General features: G+C 70.4%; 17 protein-coding genes and 4 pseudogenes. 15 read left to right on the top strand and 6 right to left on the bottom strand.

Annotated elements, in window-relative coordinates; genetic code table 11:
* The first annotated feature begins 136 nt into the window (after positions 1-136).
* The 9 genes and pseudogenes from ABEB13_RS02015 (at position 137) to ABEB13_RS01975 (ending at position 12,364) form a co-directional block, all read left to right on the top strand.
* Positions 137-1,474 (top strand): ABC transporter permease, encoded by a 1,338-nt coding sequence (locus tag ABEB13_RS02015; RefSeq protein WP_345703978.1) that lies wholly within the window; start codon positions 137-139, stop codon positions 1,472-1,474.
* Complete coding sequence (locus tag ABEB13_RS02010; RefSeq protein ID WP_345709508.1) at positions 1,366-2,784, top strand: ABC transporter substrate-binding protein; 1,419 nt, start codon at positions 1,366-1,368, stop codon at positions 2,782-2,784. The genes ABEB13_RS02015 and ABEB13_RS02010 overlap by 109 nt, the downstream gene beginning before the upstream one ends.
* Before the next feature lie 110 nt (positions 2,785-2,894).
* Positions 2,895-3,872 (top strand): ABC transporter permease, encoded by a 978-nt coding sequence (locus ABEB13_RS02005; RefSeq protein ID WP_345703977.1) that lies wholly within the window; start codon positions 2,895-2,897, stop codon positions 3,870-3,872.
* Positions 3,869-4,886 (top strand): annotated as a pseudogene (locus ABEB13_RS02000) (ABC transporter ATP-binding protein). The gene ABEB13_RS02005 and the pseudogene ABEB13_RS02000 overlap by 4 nt, the downstream one beginning before the upstream one ends.
* Complete coding sequence (locus tag ABEB13_RS01995) at positions 4,883-5,896, top strand: ABC transporter ATP-binding protein (RefSeq protein WP_345703976.1); 1,014 nt, start codon at positions 4,883-4,885, stop codon at positions 5,894-5,896. The pseudogene ABEB13_RS02000 and the gene ABEB13_RS01995 overlap by 4 nt, the downstream one beginning before the upstream one ends.
* Positions 5,897-6,137: 241 nt before the next feature.
* Positions 6,138-8,213 carry a CocE/NonD family hydrolase gene (locus tag ABEB13_RS01990; protein ID WP_345703975.1) on the top strand — a complete coding sequence of 692 codons (2,076 nt, stop codon included), beginning with the start codon at positions 6,138-6,140 and terminating at the stop codon, positions 8,211-8,213.
* A 275-nt stretch (positions 8,214-8,488) separates the two neighbouring features.
* Positions 8,489-8,938, top strand: a complete 450-nt coding sequence (locus ABEB13_RS01985; RefSeq protein ID WP_345703974.1) for an ATP-binding protein — start codon at positions 8,489-8,491, stop codon at positions 8,936-8,938.
* A gap of 768 nt (positions 8,939-9,706) precedes the next feature.
* Positions 9,707-9,862, top strand: a complete 156-nt coding sequence (locus tag ABEB13_RS01980) for a hypothetical protein (protein ID WP_345703973.1) — start codon at positions 9,707-9,709, stop codon at positions 9,860-9,862.
* 1,155 nt (positions 9,863-11,017) lie between these two features.
* Positions 11,018-12,364: a potassium channel family protein gene (locus tag ABEB13_RS01975; RefSeq protein ID WP_345703972.1), complete on the top strand. Its 1,347-nt coding sequence runs from the start codon at positions 11,018-11,020 to the stop codon at positions 12,362-12,364.
* A 55-nt stretch (positions 12,365-12,419) separates the two neighbouring features.
* On the opposite strand, the gene ABEB13_RS01970 is transcribed toward ABEB13_RS01975, so the two are convergent.
* Positions 12,420-12,674 (bottom strand): hypothetical protein, encoded by a 255-nt coding sequence (locus ABEB13_RS01970; RefSeq protein WP_345703971.1) that lies wholly within the window; start codon positions 12,672-12,674, stop codon positions 12,420-12,422.
* A 6-nt stretch (positions 12,675-12,680) separates the two neighbouring features.
* Here ABEB13_RS01970 and ABEB13_RS01965 point away from each other — a divergent pair, with 6 nt between their 5' ends.
* Positions 12,681-12,878, top strand: a complete 198-nt coding sequence (locus ABEB13_RS01965; protein ID WP_345703970.1) for a hypothetical protein — start codon at positions 12,681-12,683, stop codon at positions 12,876-12,878.
* Between the two features lie 296 nt (positions 12,879-13,174).
* The gene (locus ABEB13_RS01960; RefSeq protein WP_345703969.1) at positions 13,175-13,771 is read left to right on the top strand and encodes a hypothetical protein; all 597 of its coding nucleotides are present in this window, start codon (positions 13,175-13,177) and stop codon (positions 13,769-13,771) included.
* Positions 13,772-13,963: 192 nt separating this feature from the next.
* Here the strand turns inward: ABEB13_RS01960 and ABEB13_RS40175 are convergent, their stop codons facing one another.
* The 5 genes and pseudogenes from ABEB13_RS40175 to ABEB13_RS01940 all read right to left on the bottom strand — a co-directional run.
* Positions 13,964-14,107 (bottom strand): zinc-binding dehydrogenase, encoded by a 144-nt coding sequence (locus ABEB13_RS40175; protein ID WP_425559945.1) that lies wholly within the window; start codon positions 14,105-14,107, stop codon positions 13,964-13,966.
* Entirely contained in the window at positions 14,095-14,898 is an 804-nt protein-coding gene (locus tag ABEB13_RS01955) for an NADP-dependent oxidoreductase (protein ID WP_345703968.1), read from the bottom strand. Before ABEB13_RS01955 ends, ABEB13_RS40175 begins: the two co-directional genes overlap by 13 nt.
* A gap of 424 nt (positions 14,899-15,322) precedes the next feature.
* Positions 15,323-15,838, bottom strand: a pseudogene (locus ABEB13_RS01950) (transposase); the annotation flags it as partial.
* Entirely contained in the window at positions 15,769-15,984 is a 216-nt protein-coding gene (locus ABEB13_RS01945) for a winged helix-turn-helix domain-containing protein (RefSeq protein ID WP_345709506.1), read from the bottom strand. The gene ABEB13_RS01945 and the pseudogene ABEB13_RS01950, both read right to left, overlap by 70 nt.
* Before the next feature lie 181 nt (positions 15,985-16,165).
* Positions 16,166-16,363 (bottom strand): annotated as a pseudogene (locus ABEB13_RS01940) (helix-turn-helix domain-containing protein); the annotation flags it as partial.
* Positions 16,364-17,221: 858 nt separating this feature from the next.
* On the opposite strand from ABEB13_RS01940, the gene ABEB13_RS01935 reads away from it, so the two are divergent.
* The 4 genes and pseudogenes from ABEB13_RS01935 to ABEB13_RS01920 form a co-directional block, all read left to right on the top strand.
* Positions 17,222-18,979 carry a hypothetical protein gene (locus ABEB13_RS01935; RefSeq protein ID WP_345703967.1) on the top strand — a complete coding sequence of 586 codons (1,758 nt, stop codon included), beginning with the start codon at positions 17,222-17,224 and terminating at the stop codon, positions 18,977-18,979.
* Positions 18,980-20,475: 1,496 nt separating this feature from the next.
* A complete protein-coding gene (locus tag ABEB13_RS01930) occupies positions 20,476-20,781 on the top strand; it encodes a hypothetical protein (RefSeq protein ID WP_345703966.1) in 306 nt (101 codons plus the stop codon).
* Between the two features lie 442 nt (positions 20,782-21,223).
* The gene (locus tag ABEB13_RS01925; protein WP_345709505.1) at positions 21,224-22,807 is read left to right on the top strand and encodes an FMN-binding glutamate synthase family protein; all 1,584 of its coding nucleotides are present in this window, start codon (positions 21,224-21,226) and stop codon (positions 22,805-22,807) included.
* A 19-nt stretch (positions 22,808-22,826) separates the two neighbouring features.
* A pseudogene (locus ABEB13_RS01920) lies at positions 22,827-23,185 on the top strand (thiamine pyrophosphate-binding protein); the annotation flags it as partial.
* Positions 23,186-23,498: the final 313 nt, after the last annotated feature.

Here is a 23,498-nt window from a genome sequence, read left to right as displayed (position 1 = left end):
ATCATCAGGTATGGGAACCGCTCAGCTCCGAACTCCCGGACGCCTCGCCTGGGGACGACTTCTCGCCGACAGAACCGGCATAATCTGCGGCTTCGTCGTTTTCCTGTACTTTCTTATCGGCATTGGCGCGCCGGTCGTGTCGGCCCTCTACGGGCACGATGCGTACACCATGTACGGGCAGGAGCAGCCGGGCCTTCTCAATGAATTCGGCTATCCCGTCAAGGCCAACGGCGGAATCGACGGACATTTCTGGCTCGGTCTCGAGCCGGAATTCGGCCGCGACGTCCTCATGCAGCTCCTGTTCGGCATCAGGACGTCCCTGCTCATCGCCGCCTCGGTGGTGGCCGTCGTCACCGTCGTCGGCACCATCGCCGGTGTCGCGGCGGGCTACTTCGGCGGGAAGACCGACTTCGTGATCAGCCGGGTCATCGACGTGGCCCTCGCCTTCCCGGCGACGCTGTTCTTTCTCTCCTTCACACCGCTCATCCTGTCCCTGTTCGTCGCGGACGACGAGAACGCCTCCACCGGGCTCCGCGTCATGGCCCTCATCGTCGCGCTCTCGCTCTTCAGCTGGACCAAGACTGCCCGGCTGCTGCGCGGCCAGGTGCTCTCCCTGCGCGAGCGGGAGTTCGTGAAGGCCGCAAAGGTCGCAGGCTGCAGCCCTTGGCGGGTCATGACCAAGGAGCTCCTGCCCAACCTGTGGACCCCCATCCTGGTCACCGTCACCCTCGAAGTGCCCATGATGGTCACCACCGAGGCCGCCCTGTCCTATCTCGGCGTCGGAATCGTCGAGCCCACCCCCGACTGGGGGCGGATGATCAAAAACGGCGCGGCCCACTACCTCAACGACATCACCTACATGGCCATACCCGGCCTCGCGATGCTCGTCTTCGTCGTCGCCTTCAACCTCTTCGGCGACTCCCTGCGCGACGCCCTCGACCCCGCTCCGCGCGCTGAACCCACCCTCCAGCCGGCCCGGCCCCACTCGCAACCACGGCCACGGCCATGCCCCGCCCTGCCCGAAGGACACACCATGAACCGACGCACCCACAGACGCGCCGCCGCCCTGCTCGTGGCCGCCCTCACCGCCTCCGCGTGCAGCGCCGCCGGAGGCGGGACACCGAAGCAGGACGCCGCCAAGCCCGAGGCGCTCAGCCCGACCGTCGTCTCGATCGGCACGACCGCGGACTCCAAGGGTCCGGCGGCGCCCTGGCGGAGGCCAAAAAGGGTGGCACCGTCACCGTCCTGCAGACCGCCGACTTCAAGCACCTCGACCCGGCCATGGTCTACGCGACGAACGCCAGCACCGCCTCCCAACTCTTCACCCGTTGCCTCACCCGCTACAAGCAGGTCGACGGCAAGGCCATCCTCGTCGGCGACCTCGCCACCGACACCGGCACCACGACCGACAACGGCAAGACCTGGACGTTCACCCTCAAGGACGGCCTCAAGTTCGACGACGGCACCCAGGTGACGGCCGAACAGGTCAAGTACGGCATCGAGCGCTCCTACGACAAGACCAAGACCGGCGGCCCCAACTACGTCCAGACCTGGCTCTCGGGACCCGACTACGCCAAGACCTACCCCGGACCCTCCGGCGGCTCGCTTCCGGACAGCATCCTGGAGGCCAAGGGCAAGACCCTCGTCTTCCACCTCAAGGAAGCCCACGCCGACTTCCCCTTCGCCGTCGCCTGGCCCAGCACCGCACCCGTCCAGCAGAGCAAGGACGGCAAGGACTACGACCGCCTCCCGCAGTCGACCGGACCGTACAAGATCGCCAGCCACTCCGACACCGCCATGATCCTCGAACGCAACCCCTACTGGGACCCGGCGACCGACCCGCTGCGCCACAACTACCCCGACGGGTGGAAGTTCGAATTCGGCGTCCAGTCCCAGCAGACCTCCCAGCGCATCGCCGCCCAGTCCGGCTCGGACCGCAACGCCCTGACCCTGACCACCCAGATCGACGCGTCCTTCGTCCCCCAGTCCCAGACCGACCCCGACCTGAAGGCCCGCACCGTCAGCGGCATGACCCCCTACGTGCGCTACTTCAACATCAACACCACACGCATCACCGACCTCGACGTGCGCAAGGCCCTCTACACGGCCTTCCCCAAGCAGCAGCTGCGCCAGGTCTACGGCGGATCCACGTACGGCGAGATCGCGACGACCATCCTGTCGCCCGCCACCATCGGCTACCAGGCCTACAACCCGTTCCCCGAACTCCCGGCTACCGGCGACCCCGCTGCAGCCAAGGCCATCCTCGACAAGGCTGGCAAGACCGGCACCAAGATCGTGTACGCCTACGCGCAGGACGACATCGGCGAGAAGGGTGCCCTCCTGATCGCCGCCGCTCTGCAGAAGGCGGGCTTCGACGTCGTCAAGAAGCCCATCGATGCCACCAGTTACCTCGACGCGGTCATCAAGAAGGACAACGGCTTCGACCTCTACACCGGTGGCTGGTCGTCTGACTGGCCCAGCGGCGCCGGCACCATACCGGCCCTGTTCCAGTCCTCCAACGCCGACGGCTCCTACAACTACTCCAAGCTTGACGACCCGCTGATCGACGGTGAGATCCAGCGCGTCAACCAGCTCCCCGGCATCATCGAGCAGGGCAAGGCCTGGGCCGCACTCGACAAGAAGATCATGGAGAAGGTGCCGGTCATCCCCTTCGCCGACACCCGCTCCACTCTCCTCGTCGGCTCCAACATCGGCGGCGCCTTCATCGGTACGACCAGCAGCGCGCTCTCCCCGCTCAACATCTACCTCAAGAGCGGCGGCTGACCGCCGCACGAGACAGCCGGCCGGGCGCGCCAGGTGAATCCCCGCCGCCCACGCGCCCGGCCGGCCACCACATGCCCGCCTCCGCCCAGCGACCGCCGAAGGCGAAACCCATGCCCTCCTACCTCATCCGCCGACTCCTCAGCGCCGCAGCCATCCTTCTCCTCATCACCGCGGTGACCTTCTTCCTCTTCTTCCAGATCCCGCGCGACCCCGCACGCATGGCCTGCGGCCAGCTCTGCACCCCCGAAACCCTCGCCACCATCCGCCACAACATGGGCATCGACCAGCCCGTCTACCTCCAGTTCTGGCAGTACGTCAGCGGCATCTTCGCCGGACGCACCATCGGCGACAACCCCTGTCCCGCACCGTGCCTCGGGTACTCCTACGTCAACCAGCAGCCCGTCCTCGACCTCATCACCGCCAAGTTCCCCGCCACCGCATCCGTCGTCGTCGGCGTCGTCGCCATCTTCCTCACCGTCGGCGTTGGAGCCGGCATGCTCGCCGCCTGGCGCCGCGGCTCCTGGCTCGACAAAGCCGTCTCCGGCTTCGCCCTCGTCGGCGCCGCCGTCCAGATCTACTGGCTCGGCATCGTCGCCACCTACCTCCTCGTCGACCAGACCCGACTGCTCCCGCGCCCCCAGTACGTCCCGCTCACCGAGGACCCCGCCGCCTGGTTCGGCGGCCTCATACTTCCCTGGGCCGTCTGCGCGATCATCTACATCGCCACCTACTCCCGCTACACCCGCTCCTCCATGATCGACACCCTGGGCGAGGAGTACGTGCGCACCGCCCGCGCCAAGGGCCTGCCCCAGCACACCGTCTTCTTCAAGTACGCCTTCCGCGGAGCCCTCACCCCGATCGTCACACTCCTCGGCCTCGACCTCGGCGTCCTCTTCGGCGGTGCCCTCATCACTGAGACGACCTTCAACATCCCCGGCATCGGACAACTCGCCGTCAAGTCCGTCACCGAACAGGACCTCCCCGCCATGATGGCCGTCACCCTCGTCGCAGCCGCCGCCCTCGTCCTGTTCACCGTCGTCGTCGACATCGCCTATGCCGTCATCGACCCCCGGGTGCGTGCCTCATGAGCCCTCTCCTGTCCGTCACCGACCTGACGGTCCGCTTCGCCACCAAGGACGGCGAGGTGACCGCGGTCGACGGCCTCAGCTTCGACCTCCAACGCCAGAAGACACTCGCCATCGTCGGCGAATCCGGATCAGGGAAATCCGTCACCTCCTGGCCGTCCTCGGCCTCCACGACCCGCGCAAGACCGTCATCACCGGCTCCATCACCCTCGACGGCATCCAGCTCGCCGGCGCCACCGACAGGGACATGCGACGCGTCCGCGGACGACGCATCGCCATGATCTTCCAGGACCCGCTCACCGCCCTCTCCCCGCACTACACCGTCGGCGAACAACTCGCTGACGCCTACCGCCGCCACACCGGCCAACCCCGCAGCGCAGCCCGCAGGCGCGCCGTCCAGATGCTCGACCGCGTCGGCATCCCCCAACCCCAGCTACGGGCCGACAGCTACGCCCACCAGTTCTCCGGCGGCATGCGCCAGCGCGCCATGATCGCCATGGCGCTGATGTGCGAGCCCGACGTCCTCATCGCCGACGAACCCACCACCGCCCTGGACGTCACCGTGCAGGCGCAGATCCTCGACCTCTTCGCGGAGATCAAGCGCGACCTCGGCACCGCCGTCGTCTTCATCACCCACGACCTCGGCATCGTCGCCGAAAGCGCAGACGACGTCCTCGTCATGTACGCCGGCCGCGCCGCGGAACGCGGCACCGTCCGAGAAGTCCTCGGCACACCGCAGCACCCCTACACCTGCGGCCTGCTCGGCTCGGTCCCGAGACTCGACTCCGACCCCGACGCCGACCTGCCGCCCATCGAAGGCTCCCCGCCGGATCTGCTCAACCTGCAGGCCGGCTGCGCGTTCGCCCCCGCTGCCCGCACACCGAGCTGGTCGGCGCCGCCTGCCGCGACCGGCGCCCACTCCTCGCGCCCGCCGGGCACGCCGCGGCCTGCCACCTGCCGCTGGTCACCCAAAAGCGCCTTTTCACGGACCAGCTCGACGCCCGGAGCAGCGCATGACACCCTCCCAGACCCCCTTGCTGGACGTCCGAGGCCTCACCAAGCACTTCCGAGTCCACCGGGCCACGGTACAGGCCGTCACCGGCGTCGACTTCACCCTCGACCGGGGCGAGAGTCTCGGCCTCGTCGGCGAGTCCGGGTGCGGCAAGTCCACCACCGGCCAGCTCGTCGCGCGGCTCCTGGAGCCGACCTCCGGGCAGGTGCTCTACCGAGGCGAGGACATCACCCACGCCTCGCGGCGCCGGCTCGCACCGGTCCGCTCCCAGATCCAGATGATCTTCCAGGACCCCTACTCGTCCCTGAACCCGCGCCAGACGGTGCGCCAGATCATCTCCATGCCGATGGAGGTCAGCAACACCGCGCCGCCCGCCCAGCGGCGCGCGAAGGTCGAGGAACTCCTCGAACTCGTCGGGCTGCGCCCGGAGCACGCCAACCGATTCCCGCACGAGTTCTCCGGCGGCCAGCGCCAGCGCATCGGAATCGCCCGCGCCCTTGCCGTCGAACCGAAACTCATCGTGGCCGACGAGCCCGTATCGGCCCTCGACGTGTCCGTGCAGGCACAGGTCGTCAATCTGATGAGGCGCCTGCGCCGAGAACTCGGGATCGCCTTCCTGTTCATCGCCCACGACCTCGCCGTGGTGCGCAACTTCTCCCAGCGCGTCGCCGTCATGTACCTGGGCAGCATCGTCGAGATCGCCGAGCGGGACAGCCTCTACGCCGGCCCTCTGCACCCCTACACCCATGCGCTGCTGTCGGCCGTCCCGGACGCCGATCCCGGCGCGGCGGCCCATCGCAGCCGCGAGCGGATACGCCTCGCCGGAGAGGTTCCCAGCCCCGCTGACCCACCGTCGGGCTGCCGCTTCCGTACCCGCTGCTGGAAGGCCACCGACCTCTGCGCACAGCAGCCCCCGGCCCTGAGGGAGCTGGCCCCCGGCCACTCGGTGGCCTGCCACTTTCCCCACGCCGTCCCCGGCACTCCGGGCCAGACGGGCACCCGCGCGCTCGCCTGACACCATTCAAGGCCGCTCCTGAGGGCGCGCCGCCATCCATATCCCGGCCCGGTTGTCCGCATGCGGAAAACCGGGCCGATTGCCTTCTGTGGAATGCAAGGGTATGGAACATTGGCATTTCCATAGCCGTTCATCTGCCTGCAAAACTCCACATATGAGACCCCTTCACAGAAGACTCATCGGTGTCGCGATCGCCGGAACGCTCACGGCGTCCGGCACCGCTGCCGCAGCCGCGGAACCAGTGCCGGCGGCCCCCCAGGTCCAGAACCCGGACACGAAGATCTGCGACCAAGGCAACGTCGCCGCCGTCGCAGCCGATCGCAAGTCGGCCCTGGCCAGCCAGGCCAAACAGGCAGCCCCACAGCCCGAGACCATGCCGCAGTGCGACCTGTCCCAGGCGATCACCCAGACGATCAACATCGTGTCAGGGGCCAAACGGCCGGACGGCACGCCCGCCCGGGTGCAACTGCGCCTGAAGCGGCCCAAGACCCTGCCGGGTGTCACGATCTCGACCATCATCGAGCCGAGCCCGTACAACGGGCACGCCAGCGACACACTCGGCCGCCACGCGAACACCTTCGCGCAGGACGCCACGCCGCCGCTCGGCCAGGCCATCCAGCAACAGATCGACAAGATCTTCGCCGACGCCTCGGGGGCCGACAACCCCAACCGGGAGGACCTGCCCGTCACCGCGACCGCCGACCCCACGGTGCCGGCCGACGCCAAGTGGGACATGACCTATGAGGCCTACTTCGACAACTACTTCGTCCCGCGCGGCTACGCCGTCGCCGACCTCGACGCCGTGGGCACCGGCAACTCGCAGGGCTGCGTCGACCCCGGCAGCGCATCGGAGCAGGCCGGGATCACGGCCGCAATCGACTGGCTGAACGGCCGCGCCACCGGCTACGGCGAGAACGGCAACGAGATCACCGCCGCCGACTGGTCGAACGGCAAGGTCGCCCTCAAGGGCAAGTCCTACGACGGCGCCCTGTCCATCGAAGGCGCCGCCGCCAAGCCCCAGGGCCTCAAGACCATCCTGTCCGTCGCCGGCATCGCCGACTGGTACGACTACACCCGGTTCGACGGCGTCGTCACCAATCCGTCCGGCTCCAAGGGCTACGACCTGGACAACCTCGCCACCTACGTGAGCACCGGACCGGACCGCCACAGCTGCAACGACGCTATCGCCTCGAACGTCACTGCCCATCTCGAGCGCGACACAGGCCAGCGCAACGCCTACTGGGACGCGCGCAACTACACCGCCAAGGTCACCGCGGACCAGCCCAGCGTCTTCCTCGTCCAGGGCGTGAACGATCCGGTGGTCCGCCCCAGCCAGTCGGTCAGCTACTGGCAGGCCCTCCAGAACGCCCACGTCCCGAGCAAGCTCTGGGTGACCCAGGGCCTGCACTACCGGCCCTACAACCAGCGCCCCTACGACTACGTCCGCCAGGTCCACCAGTGGTTCGACTACTGGCTCGACGACGTGGACAACCACGTCCTGGACCAGCCTAAGGCCGATGTGCAGGGACCCGACCTCACCAGCTGGACCACCCAGGACAGCTGGCCCGCGGCCGGCACCGCCGGGGTCAAGCTCACCTTCAATTCCGACGGCTCCCTCGGCAAGAACGCGAAGCTGCCGTTCGTGCGCCAGCAGCTGACCGACGACGGCGTCACGAAGACCACGGGCAACCTCATTGACCCCGACGGGGCCAGCAACGCCCAGTCCCTGGCCTACCTGTCACCCGCCCTCGACCGGGACGTCACCCTGCAGGGTGCGCCGTCCTTCACCGTCAACGCGGCCCTCAACGGCCCCTCTCCGTACCTGACGGCCCTGCTCGTCGACTACGGCCCGCAGAGCAACAACTACTACACGCCGGACACCCGGTACGACACGGACACCAGGGCATCCCAGAAGCTCTGCACCGGGCAGAGCATCGCCGGCAACGACCCCTGCGTCAGCCCGTACAGCATCTTCTTCCGTACCACACCCGAGAACTACAAGTACAACGTCATCACACGGGGCTGGGCGGACATCCGCCACTGGATGGGTGACCGGCACCAGGCCATCGTCGTCGACGGCCAGCCCACCACCGTGACCTGGAAGGCCGAGCCGACCAACTACACCGTCCCCAAGGGCCACCGCATCGGTGTGGTCCTCCTGGCCACCGACAACGAGCAGGTGTCGATCTTCGCCAACACCACCTACACGCCGCACTACACCGGGGCCAACAACGACCCCACCACCCTCGGCGCCCTCACCGGATTCAGTTCGGTCACCCTGCCCGTGACCACCGGATCCGACGCACTCGGAGGCTAGCCGACCCCCGGCGCCCCCGGCGCCCCCGGCGCCCCCGGCGTCCCCGGCGGGCGGTCGGCTGTCCGGCACCCCCGCGCCGTTCAGCCCACCGCCCACCCCGAACCACCAGCACACGTCCCCTCCATCATCGCCGCGACCCGCAGACAGCCCCGGAGAGGACGACCCGGGAGGAGAATCCCGATGCACCGCCAGCCCCACGCCAGCCCGCCCGTCCCGACCCCCGCCACAGCGGACGATGCCGAACCGCAGTCTTCCTGCTCGCAGCGACCAGCGAGATGGCACACCTTGTACGATCCTGCTCAACGCGGCTGCTGACCGCATGGGGCCTGGCGGCCGACGACCCGATCGTCGTCCTCGCCGAACTGGTGGCCAACGCCGCAGAACACGGTGGCGACGACATGGCCGTCCGCCTCCACCACTGCAGCGACACCCTGGAGATAGAAGTCGTCGACACGGGCACGACCCTGCCTCTGCCCCACCTCCCGGTCATCCCAGGTGACGGCGCGTGGGGCGACCTGGAAGGCCTCCGAGGACGAGGCCTGCTCATGGTGTCCGCCCTCTCCGAGCACGTGCTCCTGCGGCGCGAAGCGGACGGCACCACCCGTGCCACGGCACGGGTGCGAGCCACCCTTCTCCCGGACGCCGCACAATGCCCAGCCGCCCCCTGCCCGCCCCCGGCGATCGATCCAGCGCAGCCCCAGATGCTCAGGCTGTCCCACGCGTGAACCTCCACCCGCGCCTCTCGCAGCGGACCGGCCGTCCAGCGCCGCACCGCCTACTGCCCTGGTGCCACCCCGCTCCCGCCGCGCAGCTTCAACCGCAAGAGATTCTGTCCCAGCTCGACGAGGCGAAAGCAGACACCGACCGGATGTGGTCCCGTACGGCCCGCCGGTGGGCCGACCTCATCCAGGACCGACGCACCGATCCCGCTGCCGCAGCCGCGCACTGAACCGTCGACCGGGTTGGGCACCGCTGCCGACACACCCACGACCGCTTCCTCCCACGCCCTGGACAGCCGTGGGAGGGGAGCCGCCCCTGTGCGCAGGTGGTCTTCCACACCCGCTCGGCGGTGACCCCTGCCGGTAGGCCCCGCACAGCACATCGGCTCCCAGCCCCGCCTGCCAGGCCGGCGGCCGGGCGTCATAACCGTCCCGCAGCACCGGACCCGCGGGCAGTGTCCCGGCCACACGCACGGGTTCCTCCACAACGGCCGGTGCTGATGACGCCCCGTCACCCTTTGGGCCCGCGCCTCCCGGACTTCCAGCAAAGCGATCACCGACGGCACTCCGCACCTCCACAACCTGACGCACCCTCCGCTGGTTGCCCGCAGTCAGCCACCCCGACACCGCCACCACCCGAAAGCTGCTGGTCATCGAGCTGCAGACCGGTTCACCACCGCGCTCTTAACGGTTCGGCTCGTTGCACTGGCATGGGCGAGATGGCGGAACCTGCCGGGGCGGGCGATGAGGACTGGATGGTCGAGCATCGGTTCCGTGCGGTGGTGGAGCCCAGGCGTCGCACACGCCGGCAAGACCGTCACCGTGGTCATCGAGGACACCTGCCTTCGCGTCCTCGACGGCGACGTCGAGATCTCCACCCACCCCCGCAGAGGCGGTCCCGTCGCCCGCTACATCGCCGACTTCCGCTGACCGGCAAGCATCACCTGGAACCGTCAGACATCACGCGAGACACCGTCAAGCAAGTCCCAGACCGAAACGTCAAGCATCTCCCCGGACCTCACAGACAGCTGCTGTCCAGGGTCCGCCACGGAGCGGGGTCCAACCGCGACGTCGCCCAGAGCGATGACACTCGGATCTGCTACGACGGCGTGGCCGCGGTGGTGGAGAAGCGACCGCCGGAGGCGAGGCGGCTGGGCCCTGGGGGCGCTGCAGCTCCGGACCGGCGTGTTCTCCCTTCCACGTGGACCCGCCCACCCTGCCGACAGGCCTCGGCTACCGGCCGCCGGATTTGGGGCAGACAGTCCACATTCCCGCCCGCCACGCATCGACTACTCCATCACTCCAGTGAACATGCGTCCGTGGTGGCCACAGACGCCACCACGGGCCACCGGCTGCAACCACCCGGCCCACCCGGCGAACGTTCGAGTAGTGCACCACCAAAGCCCCGTGCTCAGGACGATCGGCTGCCATGCTTCACCTCACCCGGTGTCCGTAAATCCTGCGGGAACCGCGCCCACAGCCGGCCCATCGCCGCGGAGTGTCCATGGCTGCCTGCCGGCAGGCGGGACCCATTCTTGTGCCGTTCGCCGGCCCCGTGGCCGGTTGGCCAAGGCCATGTCCACTGAGCGTCAGTTCTGGACCGTCACACGCCGACGGGCCCGGGCTGTACCGATTTCGGGGAAATCCCGTCTGTCCGTAGAGGTCGGCACGGAGCCGGGAAGCAGGTGGATCGAACGCGCCATGAAGCCGCCTGCGTCGTCAGACGTCATGTCCGCGAGTCGCCGCAACACCGTCAACGTAGTCACAGCCCCACCCTGCCGCCAGCAGCCATGTCCGGACAAAATTCCCCACACTGCGCATAAGGATCCATGGCAACTTTCGATAGTGCGCACGGGATTATGGAAAGCTGGAAGTACCCTGGCTGCCCATCACCTGCAACATTCCAGGGGTGAAGAGTGACTGTGCCTCGGAGGCCCGGACTTCGAGGATTGTGACGGTGTGTCAGGTTCGTGAACCGAGTCGGGTCCGTACAGGGTGCGTCAGCCATGCCTGGGTCGTGCACCCACCCGCCGGGAGACCCATCAGACCGTCGCACCACCGGGCCGGGCACTGAGCTGACACGATATGAACCACGTCCCCACCCCCGACGGCACTCGTTCCTTCGTCGTCATCGGAGAGACCAACCTCGCCCGCCGGGTGTGCGCGTCACTGCGCGAGGACGAGCATGCCGTCCTGCACCTCACGCAACCCCGTGACGAGGACCTCCACGCTGCGCTGTCACCAGAACCCACAGGAATCGCGGTGCTACTCCACGAGGATGCCGCAGCCCTGCGGTATGCACTGGCCCTCGCCCACATCTCCACCGGCATCCCCATCGTCGTGACGATCTTCGACCGCACGATGGCGGATGAGCTGCTCCGCCTACTACCGCAGTGCGACGTCACCTCGCCGGCCGATCTGGTCGCCCCGGCCCTTGCCGGGCCCTGTGTCGACGTGGCCATTGCAGCCCTGTACCGCCAGGGTCCTCTGACGCGGGCGGTCCGGGTGTCTGGCACCGACGTACGTGCCGAGCACTGGACGCCCGAGCGGGTCCAATGGCGCTCCCGTCTGGACAGGCTGACCGGGCAGCCGCATGACGCAGGTGCTCGGCTCATGCTCGCCGGCATGGCCGGCATGCTCGCAGCATTGCTCGGCGACTGGGCGTGGCTCACCAGTCTCGGGCACCCGGCGGCGGAGGCGCTTTTCGACGCCGCCCGCGTGGTCGCCACGGTCGGCCCGGCAGCCGCCCCGCCCCACTCTTCTGCCTACCAGGTGGTGGCGAGCGTGCTGATGCTGAGCACGATCGTCTTCAGCGCGATGTTCACCGCGGGCGTCGTCGACCGGATGCTCGGCCCCCAGCTTGTCGGATTGATCGGGCCCCGCACCGTGCCCCGGTCCGGGCACGTGATCGTGGTCGGCACGGGCCAGGTCGGACTTCGGCTGTGCGGGGAGCTGAGGCGCCTGGGCGTCCCCGTCGTCGGTGTGGACCGGGATCCCCACGCGCCGAATGCACGACTTGCGCGGTCACTGGGCATACCGGTGTTGGTGGGACACGGAGGCGACCGGGCTGTGCTCGAACGGCTGCACCTCAACCGTGCCAGGGCGCTGGCTGCCGTGGGCTCCGATGATCTCGACAACATCGCCGTCGCCATCACCGCGCACGGAGTCTCGCCTGGGACAAGGATCGTGCTGAGAGCCGGTGAGCACGAAGCAATAGCCGAAACCCGTTCGCTTCTGCCGCTGGGCACCATCCGTGACGTCACCAGTCTGGCTGCCGCGTACGTCCTGGCTCGTCTGCTGGGGAAGCCGGCCATCGGCGTCGTCGCCCACCGGCACGGCATTTTCGTGGAGTCCCACGGAGAGAGCTTCACGGCATGGCCGCTCGCCGCCCGTAAGGGATGCCTGCACATCGACGTTGCAGCCTCGGCATGAGCGGCTGTGTCGGCCGGCGCCGCCGCGAGCTGCCGGATCAGCCGCTTCGCCCAGCTCACGGGTAGCCCTCCTCGGGCGCCGGGTACTCGATTGAGGTGCGCAGTTCGCGGAGCTTCAGGTCGGCGACCACCGACACGTTCCCGATTGTGTCCTCGATCCGGAGCTCGGCGCGCAGGCGGTCGTCGTCGCCCAGCTGCTCGGCGAGCGCGGCACGGCGTGCCCCGACCTCCGCGCCCGCCGTCCGCGCTGGACCGGGACGACCTTCATCCCGAGCTCGCCGCTCAGGGTGAGACGCCTGTCGAACGACCACGCTTCGGTGGCGTACCAGGTGAAGCTGGGTGTGCTGGGTGACCAGCCGATCGTGCGGGACTGGGACGGCGACGGCCGCGACGAGGTCGGTGTCTACCGCGGGCAGTACTCCGACTTCTATGAGGCCTCCTACGACGGTGGCGCGACCGTCGGCAGCGCCCGTTTCGGCGTGAACGGCGACCTCCCCGTCATCGGCCAGTGGTGACCGGACCGCCTCGAAGGCGGACCGCGCCCGGACACGGGAGTCGCGGACCAGTTCGGCCAGCCCGGGGACCGTCGTGGTGGCCATGTCGGCCGCCGGCGCCACGGTCCCTCCCCGCGCCTTCGTCTCGATCTTCCTCGTCCACCCCTGACGGCTCACCACCGCCGACGGCCGGTGGCGCGGCAAGCCAGTACGCTGCCTCGCCGAGGAACCCGGGGGCGCTCCGCAGCGTCTCCCCTGGAGGAGGCGGGGCCCCACGGCGGGGCCGTGGGTGCGGGCACCGGTGCGGGGAGGGCTGCGTGAGCGAACGCGAGGCGGCGCTGGCGATGGGGGCTGCCGACGGGCTGGGCGGGTACCGGGGCCTCGCGGTCCCGGGATCCACGGTCGGCGACGGGTTTTTCATGATGCTGGGCGTGCTCTTCGTGGGGGCGGCGGGCTACGAGCTGGTCCGCGGTGTTCCCCGCTGGCCCGACGGTCTGATCACGACCCTGGGGCTGATCATGGGCCTGGGGCTGGCCGGCCTCACCTGCTGGCCCCTGTTCGAGCGACGCGAGGGCGGCCCGATGACGCACCTCTACTGCTTCGAGGACGGCTTCGTGACCGCCGCCCGTGACTCGATGCGCGCGGTCCGCTGGTCGCACGTCACCGTCACCACCGAGAGATGGGAGTCGGGAACGGGCGACTACCGCGAGTCGGGCACGCGCCGCACCCTCCGAGCACCCGACGGCACCGTGCTCGCCCACTTCACCGGTCGGGAGCCCGAACAGGTCGGCGGCTACGGCGTGCTGCGCCTCCACCAGGCGGCCGTCGAGCGCGAAGACGCCCGGCCGTTGCCCGATCCACCATCGAACGACCGGATCGAGCAGTCGGACCGGCGCGGAGCGGAGGAACGGTGACGCGCACCTTCGGTCGAGCGGTCCGCCCGCTACCGGTTCTGCGTCATCGCCGCGCTGCTGGCCGTGGCGGTCCTTGCAGAGGCCGCACCGGTGATCTGGACGGCCTCGCAGGACGAACCGGGCGATTTGCACGGGTGGCTGGTGGTGTGCGGAGCGGGCCTGGCGGTGGCGTTGCTGCCGTCGCTGACGTCGTTACGGGCCGGTAATGACGACCTTGCCCCGGATATGTTTGCCTGCGAAGTCCGACACCGCCTGCGGGGCCTCGGCGAAAGGGTAGGTGGCGCCGATCTCCACCCGCAGCCGCCCGTCGGCCGCGCGGGCGGCTAGGTCCTCCAGGTCACCGGGCTCGGCGGTGAAGCTGCCGATGTAGGCGCCGGTGACTCCCCGGCCCAGGTCCTGCGGCCCGAAGAGGGGGAGACCAGCCGGCCCCCGTCGCGGACTGCCCGGGCCGTGCTGGACAGCGTGTCACCACGATTGATCAGGTCGACCACCACGTCCACACCGTCCGGAACCTGGCGCAGCGTCTGCTCCGTGACATCGCCCGCCTTGTAGTCGACGGTGCCGTGTGCGCCGAGCCCGCGCACGTAGTCCGCATCCTCGGGGGTCGCTGTGGCGATCACGTTGGCGCCGAGCGAGGCGGCGAGCTGTACCGCGTACAGGCCGACACCTCCCGTCGCACCGACCACCAGCACGCTCTCGCCCGCTGTGAGGCCGACCGCCCGCAGTAGGCACGTGGCCGTCATCCCGGACTCGGGGATGGCCGCGGCGCGCTGTGCGGCAAGGCCGGCGGGCCTCTTGGCGAGGTGCGGACCGACCGCGACCACGGTGTACTCGGCGACAGCCCCGGCCTGACCGGTGAAGGCGAGCACCGGGTCACCCGGTGCGTAGGTCGTCACCCCCTGACCGACTTCGCCGACGGTGCCAGCAGCGTCCATCCCTACGACGAGGGGGTGCTCGACGGGGAAGAAGTCCTTCATCGCACCCGTGATCAACGCGAGGTCCAGCGGATTGAGGGCGGCGGCTTCCACCTTGAGCAGCACCTCACCGGGACCGGCGACGGGCTTCGGGAGGTCGGTGACGATGACCCCGTCGAGTGTCGTGTACTCGCGGGCTACGAGAGCCTTCATGCGGGAACTCCAGTCGGGCGTCAGCGCGGAACAGGTCGCGTTCACTTCTACACCGTGGCGCCCCTGAATCCAGGTGAGCGGTGGCGGCGCGGCGGGTCATGGGATACCGGAGGGACCAGCCGAGTCCCGAGGCGTTTGGTGATCAGCTCTGCGGTGTCAGCAGGCCGACTCTGCGGTTCACTCCGACCAGGAGCTGTCCGGCCGATCATTGATGGCGTGCTCTGCGGGGAAAACCCCACCGTCTCGCAGATGCTGCCGCCCACCTTCCCGGAACCGAGCCCGGGGACTCGCCTACTTTCGCCCGCACCCGCGCACCACTGCACGACCGGTGGCTCAACCTGCCGGCCCTGACCACTCTGTGCGCCGTCGACGGTCCCCAGCGCCGTTGCCGCTGCACCCCGGCACTCGCCCACGACCGCGGCCACTACCCGAGGAAGCCGTTGAGGACGTCGGGACGGTACTGCAGTCGCTTGAGGCGGTTGGGTACGAGGGTCTCGAGCCGGTCGATGGCGACACCGGCGAGGTTCGCGAGGCTGCGCTTGACGTGAGCCCACAGGAACTCGACGGCGTTCAGCTCGGGTGCGTATGCGGGCAGGATGAACACGGTCAGCCACTCCCGCGCGCCGATCAGGTCGCGCATGGCGTGTGAGACGTGGGTGTTCAGCCGGTGCCACACCAGCACGATCGGTGCTCTGACCAACTGGTGCAGACCGTCGATCAGGCTGATGTAGTCGCGTTCGGACAGGCTGCGGCGTTCGCCCTTGCGGCCGGTGTGGCGTCGCAGCCGGTGGCACAGTCGGGTCCGCGATCCCGGGCGCATCGCGAGCAGCTCGGCGACCGAGACCCGTCCGGAGCCCCGTCCGGAAACCCTCACGACCGGGGTGATACCGCGCCGTCCCCACGTGCGTCCCTTGGGCGGTCTGCGGGTGAACCCGGCTTCGTCCTCGAAGCAGATCCATCCGTCGCAGGCCGCCCGGGTGCTTTGACCTCCGTCCAGGTCACCTCCTGCCACGCCGTCACGGCCCGCTCGTCGCGCTCGGCGGCCCGCCGCGTCGGGACCTGCGGGGTGAAGCCGAGCCGGCGCATCAGGCGGGTGGCGCCCGAGACGCTGTACGTGACGTGGAACCTCCGGCCGATCACGTCGCCACCCGCGCCCCGGTCCAGATCTGGTCCCGGTCCCAGCCGTGGGCAGCCGGCCCCTGCTCGAGGTAGGCGGCCAGCTTCTCCTGGCACCGCACCGACAGCTTGCACCGCTGCCCGCCCGGCCCTTCCGAGCCAGGACCTCCGCCCCGCCCTCCCGCCAGGCCTGCTGCCACTGGTAGGCCGACTTCTGACTCACCCGCAGCCTGCGAGCGACCTCCGGTGGCCTGACCCCTTCGGCGAACAACCCGGCGGCCTCCAGCCGCACCGCCTCGCGGCGCCGACGACCCTTCGCCGTCAGCCCGCCCCCATCCGCATAACGCATACCAACGGCATAGCGCGCAGATGACCGGCAGTCAGCTACCCGAACAAGCCAATCACCTCGAAGCGCCGAAGTCAGTAGCCGCGCGGTCGGGGTCGGCCCACCGTCCGCCCCCGGCAGCGGGCGGACGGCGGACGCGGCGCCCTGACGCGGCGTCGCAGCCGGGAACCTCCGCCCGACGCGCAGCGTCCAAGATGTACCACGACCCCGACGTCGGGAGACCCAGGATGCCCGGAAGGAACGCGGTGCTCGCACTGGCCGCGCTGCTCACCGCAGTCGGCGGTACGGCGGCCGGCTGCGGTCCCGGAGCCCGACCGGCCGGGCCGGCGTTGCCGACCGGGAGCGCGGTGACGCCCTCGCACCCCGCCGGGCCCGCGGGCGCGCATCCCGCCTCGGCCACGCCGCGGGCGTCGTCGGCGGCGACGGCTCCCGCCGTTACGCCGTCGCGGGGAGCGGCGGTGACGCCGACGGGGTCCCCGTCCCACCCCGCCGGGCCCCGTGCCACGGCCACGCCGACCGGCGACCCGGAGAACCCCATCGACCCGCGGCGCGGTTCGCTCACCCCACCTTCACACCCGGCCCCGTAGCCGGGCGCACCGCCCGCCTCGCCGGCGCACCCCCGGCCGCCGCACCGCCACCGCCGACGGACCGGCGCGCCGGACCGGGGGAGCGGAGCCTGCGCCCGCCCGGGCGGCCCGCCGCGGCGTTCTCTCTGTCCGCCGGTCCATTCACTGTTTAGAGTTTTGACGATTCGTTACGCGCGCCGCCCTTCCCGCCGCGCGCTGCGACCCGGGAGGCTTCGACTGGCCCCTCGCCGAGGCGTCCGACCGACGCCCGGCCACACCCGGGAGGAAACGCACCGTGCCCAACAGGCAACGACGCCAGCTGTTCCTGTGTGCCGTCACGCTGACCGCACTCGGCCTGACCACCAGTCAGGCCCTCGCCGCTCCCGCACCCGGGCCGAGGCCCTGGCAGGCCCGGCACCTGGCCGACGCGGGTCGGCAGCACGCCCAGCGCACCCGGGCGGGCACCCTCGCCCCGCTGTCCGCCGCCAAGGCCGACGGCGGCGGTGAGGACGAGGGCGACGAGGCGGAGAACTCCGCGGAGGCGACCGAGCAATTCACCGAGGCCCGCACCGCCCCCGGTATCGTCGCCCCCGGCGCGTACGGCGCGGCCTGGGCCCAGCTGCAGTCGATTGCCCACACCTCCGGCTCCTGGGACCACGTCACCGGCAAGCCCTACGACTCGGACGACCCGCGCTACCGCGACGTCGACTCCAACTCCAGCGGCGGGTCCGGCCGCGTCACCGGCCGGATCACCGGTATCGCCGCCGATGACGACGGCTACGTCTACGCGGGCGGCGCCAACGGCGGCGTCTTCCGCTCCCGCACCGGCGGCGGCCGGTGGCAGGCCATCTCCGACCGGCTGCCCTCGCTCTCCACCGGCGCCCTGAACCTCGACGGCTCTGGGCGTCTCTGGTACGCCACCGGCGAGTCGAACACCGGCGCCACCTCCTACGTGGGCACCGGCGTGTACCTCCTCGCAGACCCGAAGCACGGCCAGTTCCAGCCCGGCGACCGGGTGGGCGGCGCCGAGTTGGAGTCCACCACCATCCACGCCCTCCGCTTCGCCGGCTCCAAGGTGTGGGCCGCCACCAGCCGCGGCGTGTGGAGCCACTCCACCACCGACCTCTCCGGCCCGTGGACACTCGAGTTCGCCCCGAACCCGAGCTATCTGCCCGGTGGCGCCGACGCGAAGGACCCGAGCGCCCCGTACAAGAACATCGCCAACGACGTCGCCGTCGACCCCAGGGATCCGGCCAAGGTCCTGCTGGCGGTCGGCTGGCGCAGCGGCGACACCTACAACGGCTTCTACGCCAAGGCCGCCGACGGCACCTGGCAGCGGGTCACCTCGCTCGGCGACCTGCCCACCGGCGCCGGGGACGTCGGTAACGTCACCTTCGCCCCCTCCCGGGACGGCTCCCGCTACTACGCCGTCGACCAGTCGCCGACCAGGCTGGCCACCGACCCGGACAGCGGCCTCCAGGGCGTCTACGTCTCGAAGTCCGGCTCGCCGTTCGGCCCGTGGACCTTGATCGCCGACAAGGACAAGCTCAAGGGGTCCGGCTCCGCGCTGCAGGACAGCGGCTACCAACCGGGCATCCAGTCCTGGTACAACCAGTTCCTCCAGGTCGACCCGGCCGACGCCGACCACGTCTACCTGGGCCTGGAGGAGGTCTTCGAGACCACGGACGGCGGCGCCGCCTGGACGACGCCCGGCCCGTACTGGAACTTCGGCTTCCCGTGCTGGTCGATCGACCCGGCCAAGCAGACCGGCGACTGCTCGCCCACCACGCACTCCGACCAGCACGCCGTGGCCGTCGGCAGCTACCACGGCAGGACCAGCGTGTACGTGGGCAACGATGGCGGCATCTACAGCCGCCCTCGACGGGGCGCTGGACGCCGGAGGCCACGCCAAGGACTGGAGGTCCCTCAACGACGGAACGATCGACACGCTCCAGTTCTACTCGGTCGGCGTCGGTGCCGATCCGGCCGGGCACGGCGTCGTCGTCAGCGGCGGCCTCCAGGACAACGGCGAGTCCGTCCTGCGCGCCCGTGACAACGTGATGGGTTCCGACTTCGGCGGCGACGGCACCGACACCATCGTCGACCCGGCCAACGGCTGCAACATCGCCGAGGAGTACGTCTACCTCGCCGTCGCCGTCACCCAGAACTGCGCCACCAACGACGGCTCCTGGACGACCGACCCGACCAGGGCCACCAGCTACTCCGTCGCCCCGCCGGACAGTGCGCTCGGCGGCGCCGGCGCCCGCTTCGTCGCGCCGATCACCACCGACGACCGGAACACCGATACCTGGATCGCCGGCGGCCGACACGTCTGGGTCCAGGACAAGGGCTTCGCCATCCGCAGCGGCGACGAGTGGAAGGCCGCCTACGACCTGGGCGCAGGCCACGTCGCCACCGCGGTCGCCTCCTCCGGCGGCACCGTCTACGCCGGCTGGTGCGGCCCCTGCAACAACCAGGGCTTCACCCGCGGCATAGCGACCGGCAACGCCGACGGGACCGGCTGGCACCAGCTCGCCCTGCCCGTCGACGGCGCCCTGCCCAACCGGTACGTCTCGTCGCTGGCCGTCGACCGGGCCGACCACAAGCACGTGTTCGTCGCCTTCAGCGGCTTCTCCCGGGCCTGGACGGAGGGCCCCGGAGCCGGTGTCGGCCACGTCTTCGAGAGCCGTGATGGCGGCACCACCTGGACGGACATCTCCGCCAACCTGCCGGACGTCCCGGCGGACTCGCTGCGCCTCCTGCCCGACGGCGGCATCGTCCTGGGAACCGACCTGGCCGCATTCCACCGCGCGGCGGGAGCCAGGGACTGGAAGGTTCTCGGCCGGGACCTGCCGACCACAACGGTAATGCAGCTGAGGACCGGCCCCGACGGCCGGCTCTACGCCGCGACGCACGGGCGCGGCATCTGGTCATTCGACCTGCGCGCCCTGGGCCGCGGCCACCGCGGCTCGGAGGACTGACCCCGCCGGGGCCAAAGCAGCGCCGGTGGCCGCCCCGATGCCGATCGGGCCGGACGCCGGCGCTGCGGCACGCTGTTCCACCGTCCCGGCGCGCCGACCGGGGATCGGGCGGCTCGGCGCCGCCGTGTCAGGACACCGGGCTGCCGGCGCAGTTGGTCGTAGGGACCGCTCGCGGTGGCGGACTTGCCGTGGCCGCGGCACTGCAGGTTGCAGGGGTCGACGGTCATGGCCTGGTCGGGGTATTGCGCGCCAGGTCACCGTGGCCGATGCCGGTGCTCCAGGCCGATGTCCGGCACCCGCGCCTTCTCACACCCATTTGTGCCGCTACCGGGGTCATCGTGTGCGACGCCACCGCTCCCGGCCGGCCCGACAGCGCAGCCCGTATCCGCGGGGAACTCTGCGCATTTCTCGTTGCAGGCACGATCCCGGACGACGACCCGGGGCTTCATGGAACGGCGGGCCAGCAGCCGCCCGCCGCCCAGCACGGCGGCCCGCAGGCGGGCACCGGCGCCTGCGCCGGGAGATCGCGGGTACAGGCCGGTCGACCACGTGTGGATCCTGCCCCGGAATGCGACCGGTCGTGTTGACGCTGCGTGAACTGCACCTACTCGATGAGATCGAGGTCTGCCTCGCCCACGACCGGCGGCTGACCCGACGGCTCGCCCGCCACCGGGTCGGACCACGCTGGTGGTGGCGCTCCCGGTCGCTCGTCCTGCTCCTCGCGGTGCACGCCTGCCTCACACCTCCGGCCCTCGCCGTCGTCGCCGGCAGCGCGAGCCGGCTCGCGATCCTGGAAGCAGGGACGGCAGCCGCCCTGGCGGTGGCCGCCACGCTGCTCGCCCGTATCACCTGGCTCTCACATGTCACGCAGTGACGCAGCCCCACCGCCCGAGGGGCGCGCGCACGAAAGCCGCCTACCGGGATCCCGCACTGCAGTCTCGACTGGTTCCGGCAGCCCACGGGAACACCCGCCCCGGGCGCAATCAGGTGGTGAGAGGTGCGGACGGCCTACCGCGTCGACCTTGGAAGCCCCTCGATGCGTCGCCGGCGCTGCCTGCAGCGGTTGATCGTGCGAGCGGGAATCCCGCCCGGGTGCCCACCTCCGGGACTCCGCCGGCCGGTACCGGCTGCGGCCGGCCGCCGTTGCGCCCGGCGCTGTGGCGCGGGGAGAACGTGCAGCGATGAACGGTGAGCCCGGCCCGGGCCCCTCCAGGGGTCCGGGCCGCCGTCCCGGCGGCCACCGCCCGCCGCGCCTACGGGCAGCGCCGACGCCCGCGCCGTGGGTTGCCCGGGAGGATCGGGGTTAGACGGTGAAGGTGCTGAGAATCCTGTGGGTTGCCTGGCTGGTCTGCGCGGCGACGGCGGCCGCCGTCGCGGGTTTGCTGCTGTCGCCGTGGTGGTGGTGCGCCGCCGGTCCGCTACTGGCCCTGGCGGTGCTTGCGGTGGCGGACCTGCTGCAGACCCGGCATGCCGTGTTGCGCAGCTACCCGGTCCTCGGCCACCTGCGCTTCGCTCTCGAGAGCATCAGGCCCGAGCTCCAGCAGTACTTCATCGAGCGCAACGTCGACGGCCGTCCCTTCGACCGCGACACCCGCAGCATCGTCTACGAGCGGGCGAAGGGCACCGACGCCGAGGAGCCGTTCGGGACCGAGCTGGACCTGTACGAGAGCGGACGCGAGTTCCTGGTGCCGTCGATGGCACCGGTCGCGGTGCGCACCGATGTCCCCAGGGTGCGGATCGGCGGCCCGGATTGCGCTCAGCCCTACGACATGGCGCTGCTGAACGTGTCCGCGATGAGTTTCGGCTCGCTGTCGGCCAACGCCGTGCTGGCGCTGAACGCCGGAGCGGCCCGGGGAGGGTTCGCCCACGACACCGGGGAGGGCGGCCTGTCCGAGTACCACCTGCGGCCCGGCGGCGACCTGGTGTGGGAGATCGGCACCGGGTACTTCGGCTGCCGGACCCACGGCGGCGGCTTCGACCCGGACCAGTTCGCCGCGAAGGCCGCGCACCCGCAGGTCAAGTGCGTCTCCCTGAAACTGAGCCAGGGTGCCAAGCCCGGCATCGGCGGTGTCCTGCCCGGCGCCAAGGTCAATGCCGAGATCGCAAAGGTGCGCGGTGTACCGCAGGGCCGCACCGTCATCTCACCGCCCTACCACCAGGTCTTCTCCACCCCGCGTGAACTGGTCCGTTTCGTGGCCCGCATGCGCGAGCTGGCGGGCGGCAAACCGACCGGGTTCAAGCTCTGCGTCGGCTCGCGCCGTCAGTTCCTCGCGGTCTGCAAAGCCGTGCTCGCCGAGGGCGTGACGCCGGACTTCATCATCGTCGACGGCGCCGAGGGCGGCACCGGCGCCGCTCCGCTGGAGTTCGCCGACCACATGGGGATGCCCCTGACCGAGGGCCTGATGACCGTGCACAACGCACTGCTCGGCACCGGCCTGCGCGACCGGATCCGCATCGGCGCGAGCGGCAAGATCGCGACGGGGAGCGATCTGGTGAAGCGCCTCATCCAGGGCGCCGACTACACCAACGCCGCGCGGGCCATGATGTTCGCCATCGGCTGCATCCAGGCACAACGCTGCCACACCAACACCTGCCCGGTCGGCGTGACCACCCAGGACCCGCGCCGCGCCCGTGCCCTGCACGTGGGGGACAAGTCGCGGCGGGTGCAGCTCTTCCAGGAAGCGACCGTCAAGAGCGCCCTGCAGATCATGGCGGCGATGGGCGTCGACGACCCGTCACAGCTGGACCCTCATATGCTCCGGCGCAGGCTCGACACCCAGACGATCCGCTCCTACGCCGAGCTCCACCCTCCGCTGGCGCCGGGACAGCTCCTCGACGACGCCCCCGATGCGTGGGCGCAGGACTGGCAGGCCGCACACCCCGACCGCTTCACCCTCTGACCCCTTTGGAAGGACTCGCGTGGCCCGTACCGTCGCCCGAGTGATCGTCGATGCCCTGCAGGAACTGGGTGTGCGCCATGTTTTCGGGGTGTCGTCGGTGACGCCCTGAACCCGCTGACCGACGCCATCTGCACCACTGACGGCCTCTCGTGGGTCGCCTGCCGCCACGAGGAGGCCGTCGCGTTCGCCGCCGGCGCGCAGTCCCAGCTGTCCGGGACCCTGGGCGTGTGCATGGGGACGGTCGGCCCCGGCTCCGTGCACCTGCTCAACGGCCTCTACGACGCCGCCAAGAGCCGCACCCCCGTGCTGGCCATCGCTGGCCAGGTACCCCTCGCCGAGCTGGGCAGCGACTACTTCCAGGAGGTCGACTACGACCTGCGCGGGTTTGCCGTCGTCGGCCGTGTCCGACACCGGGCACCGTCCTCAAGTCCGCCGTTGTGAGGGGCGCCGATCCCAGTCCTCGTCGACGCTCTGCAGATACAGCGCCGAAGGCATCCGGGGTGTCACACGGATGGACGCGGACTGCCGAGTGTGCAGGCAGCCGACCCGGGGCGCCGGGCCTCGGGTAGGCGGTTCCCTGGGGTAGGCCGGCGCACTTCGGCCCCGCCGTGGCTGATGCGGCAGCGGCGGGGCCGAAGGGGCGGGGGTCAGGGCTGGTGGTGGGAGTCGCCGCGGGCCTGAGTGACGCCGT

It is taken from the genome of Kitasatospora paranensis (assembly GCF_039544005.1).
Classification (GTDB): Bacteria; Actinomycetota; Actinomycetes; order Streptomycetales; family Streptomycetaceae; genus Kitasatospora; species Kitasatospora paranensis.
The sequence above is the reverse complement of the archived record's forward strand: the minus strand, read 5'-3'. Positions and strand labels throughout refer to the sequence as shown.

Coding starts and splice junctions, on each gene's coding strand:
- ABEB13_RS02005 (WP_345703977.1), top strand. CDS start 2,895: ATGCCCTCCTACCTCATCCGCCGACTCCTCAGCGCCGCAGCCATCCTT.
- ABEB13_RS01995 (WP_345703976.1), top strand. CDS start 4,883: ATGACACCCTCCCAGACCCCCTTGCTGGACGTCCGAGGCCTCACCAAG.
- ABEB13_RS01985 (WP_345703974.1), top strand. CDS start 8,489: ATGGCACACCTTGTACGATCCTGCTCAACGCGGCTGCTGACCGCATGG.
- ABEB13_RS01975 (WP_345703972.1), top strand. CDS start 11,018: ATGAACCACGTCCCCACCCCCGACGGCACTCGTTCCTTCGTCGTCATC.
- ABEB13_RS01955 (WP_345703968.1), bottom strand. CDS start 14,898: ATGAAGGCTCTCGTAGCCCGCGAGTACACGACACTCGACGGGGTCATC.
- ABEB13_RS01945 (WP_345709506.1), bottom strand. CDS start 15,984: ATGCGCCGGCTCGGCTTCACCCCGCAGGTCCCGACGCGGCGGGCCGCC.
- ABEB13_RS01930 (WP_345703966.1), top strand. CDS start 20,476: ATGCGACCGGTCGTGTTGACGCTGCGTGAACTGCACCTACTCGATGAG.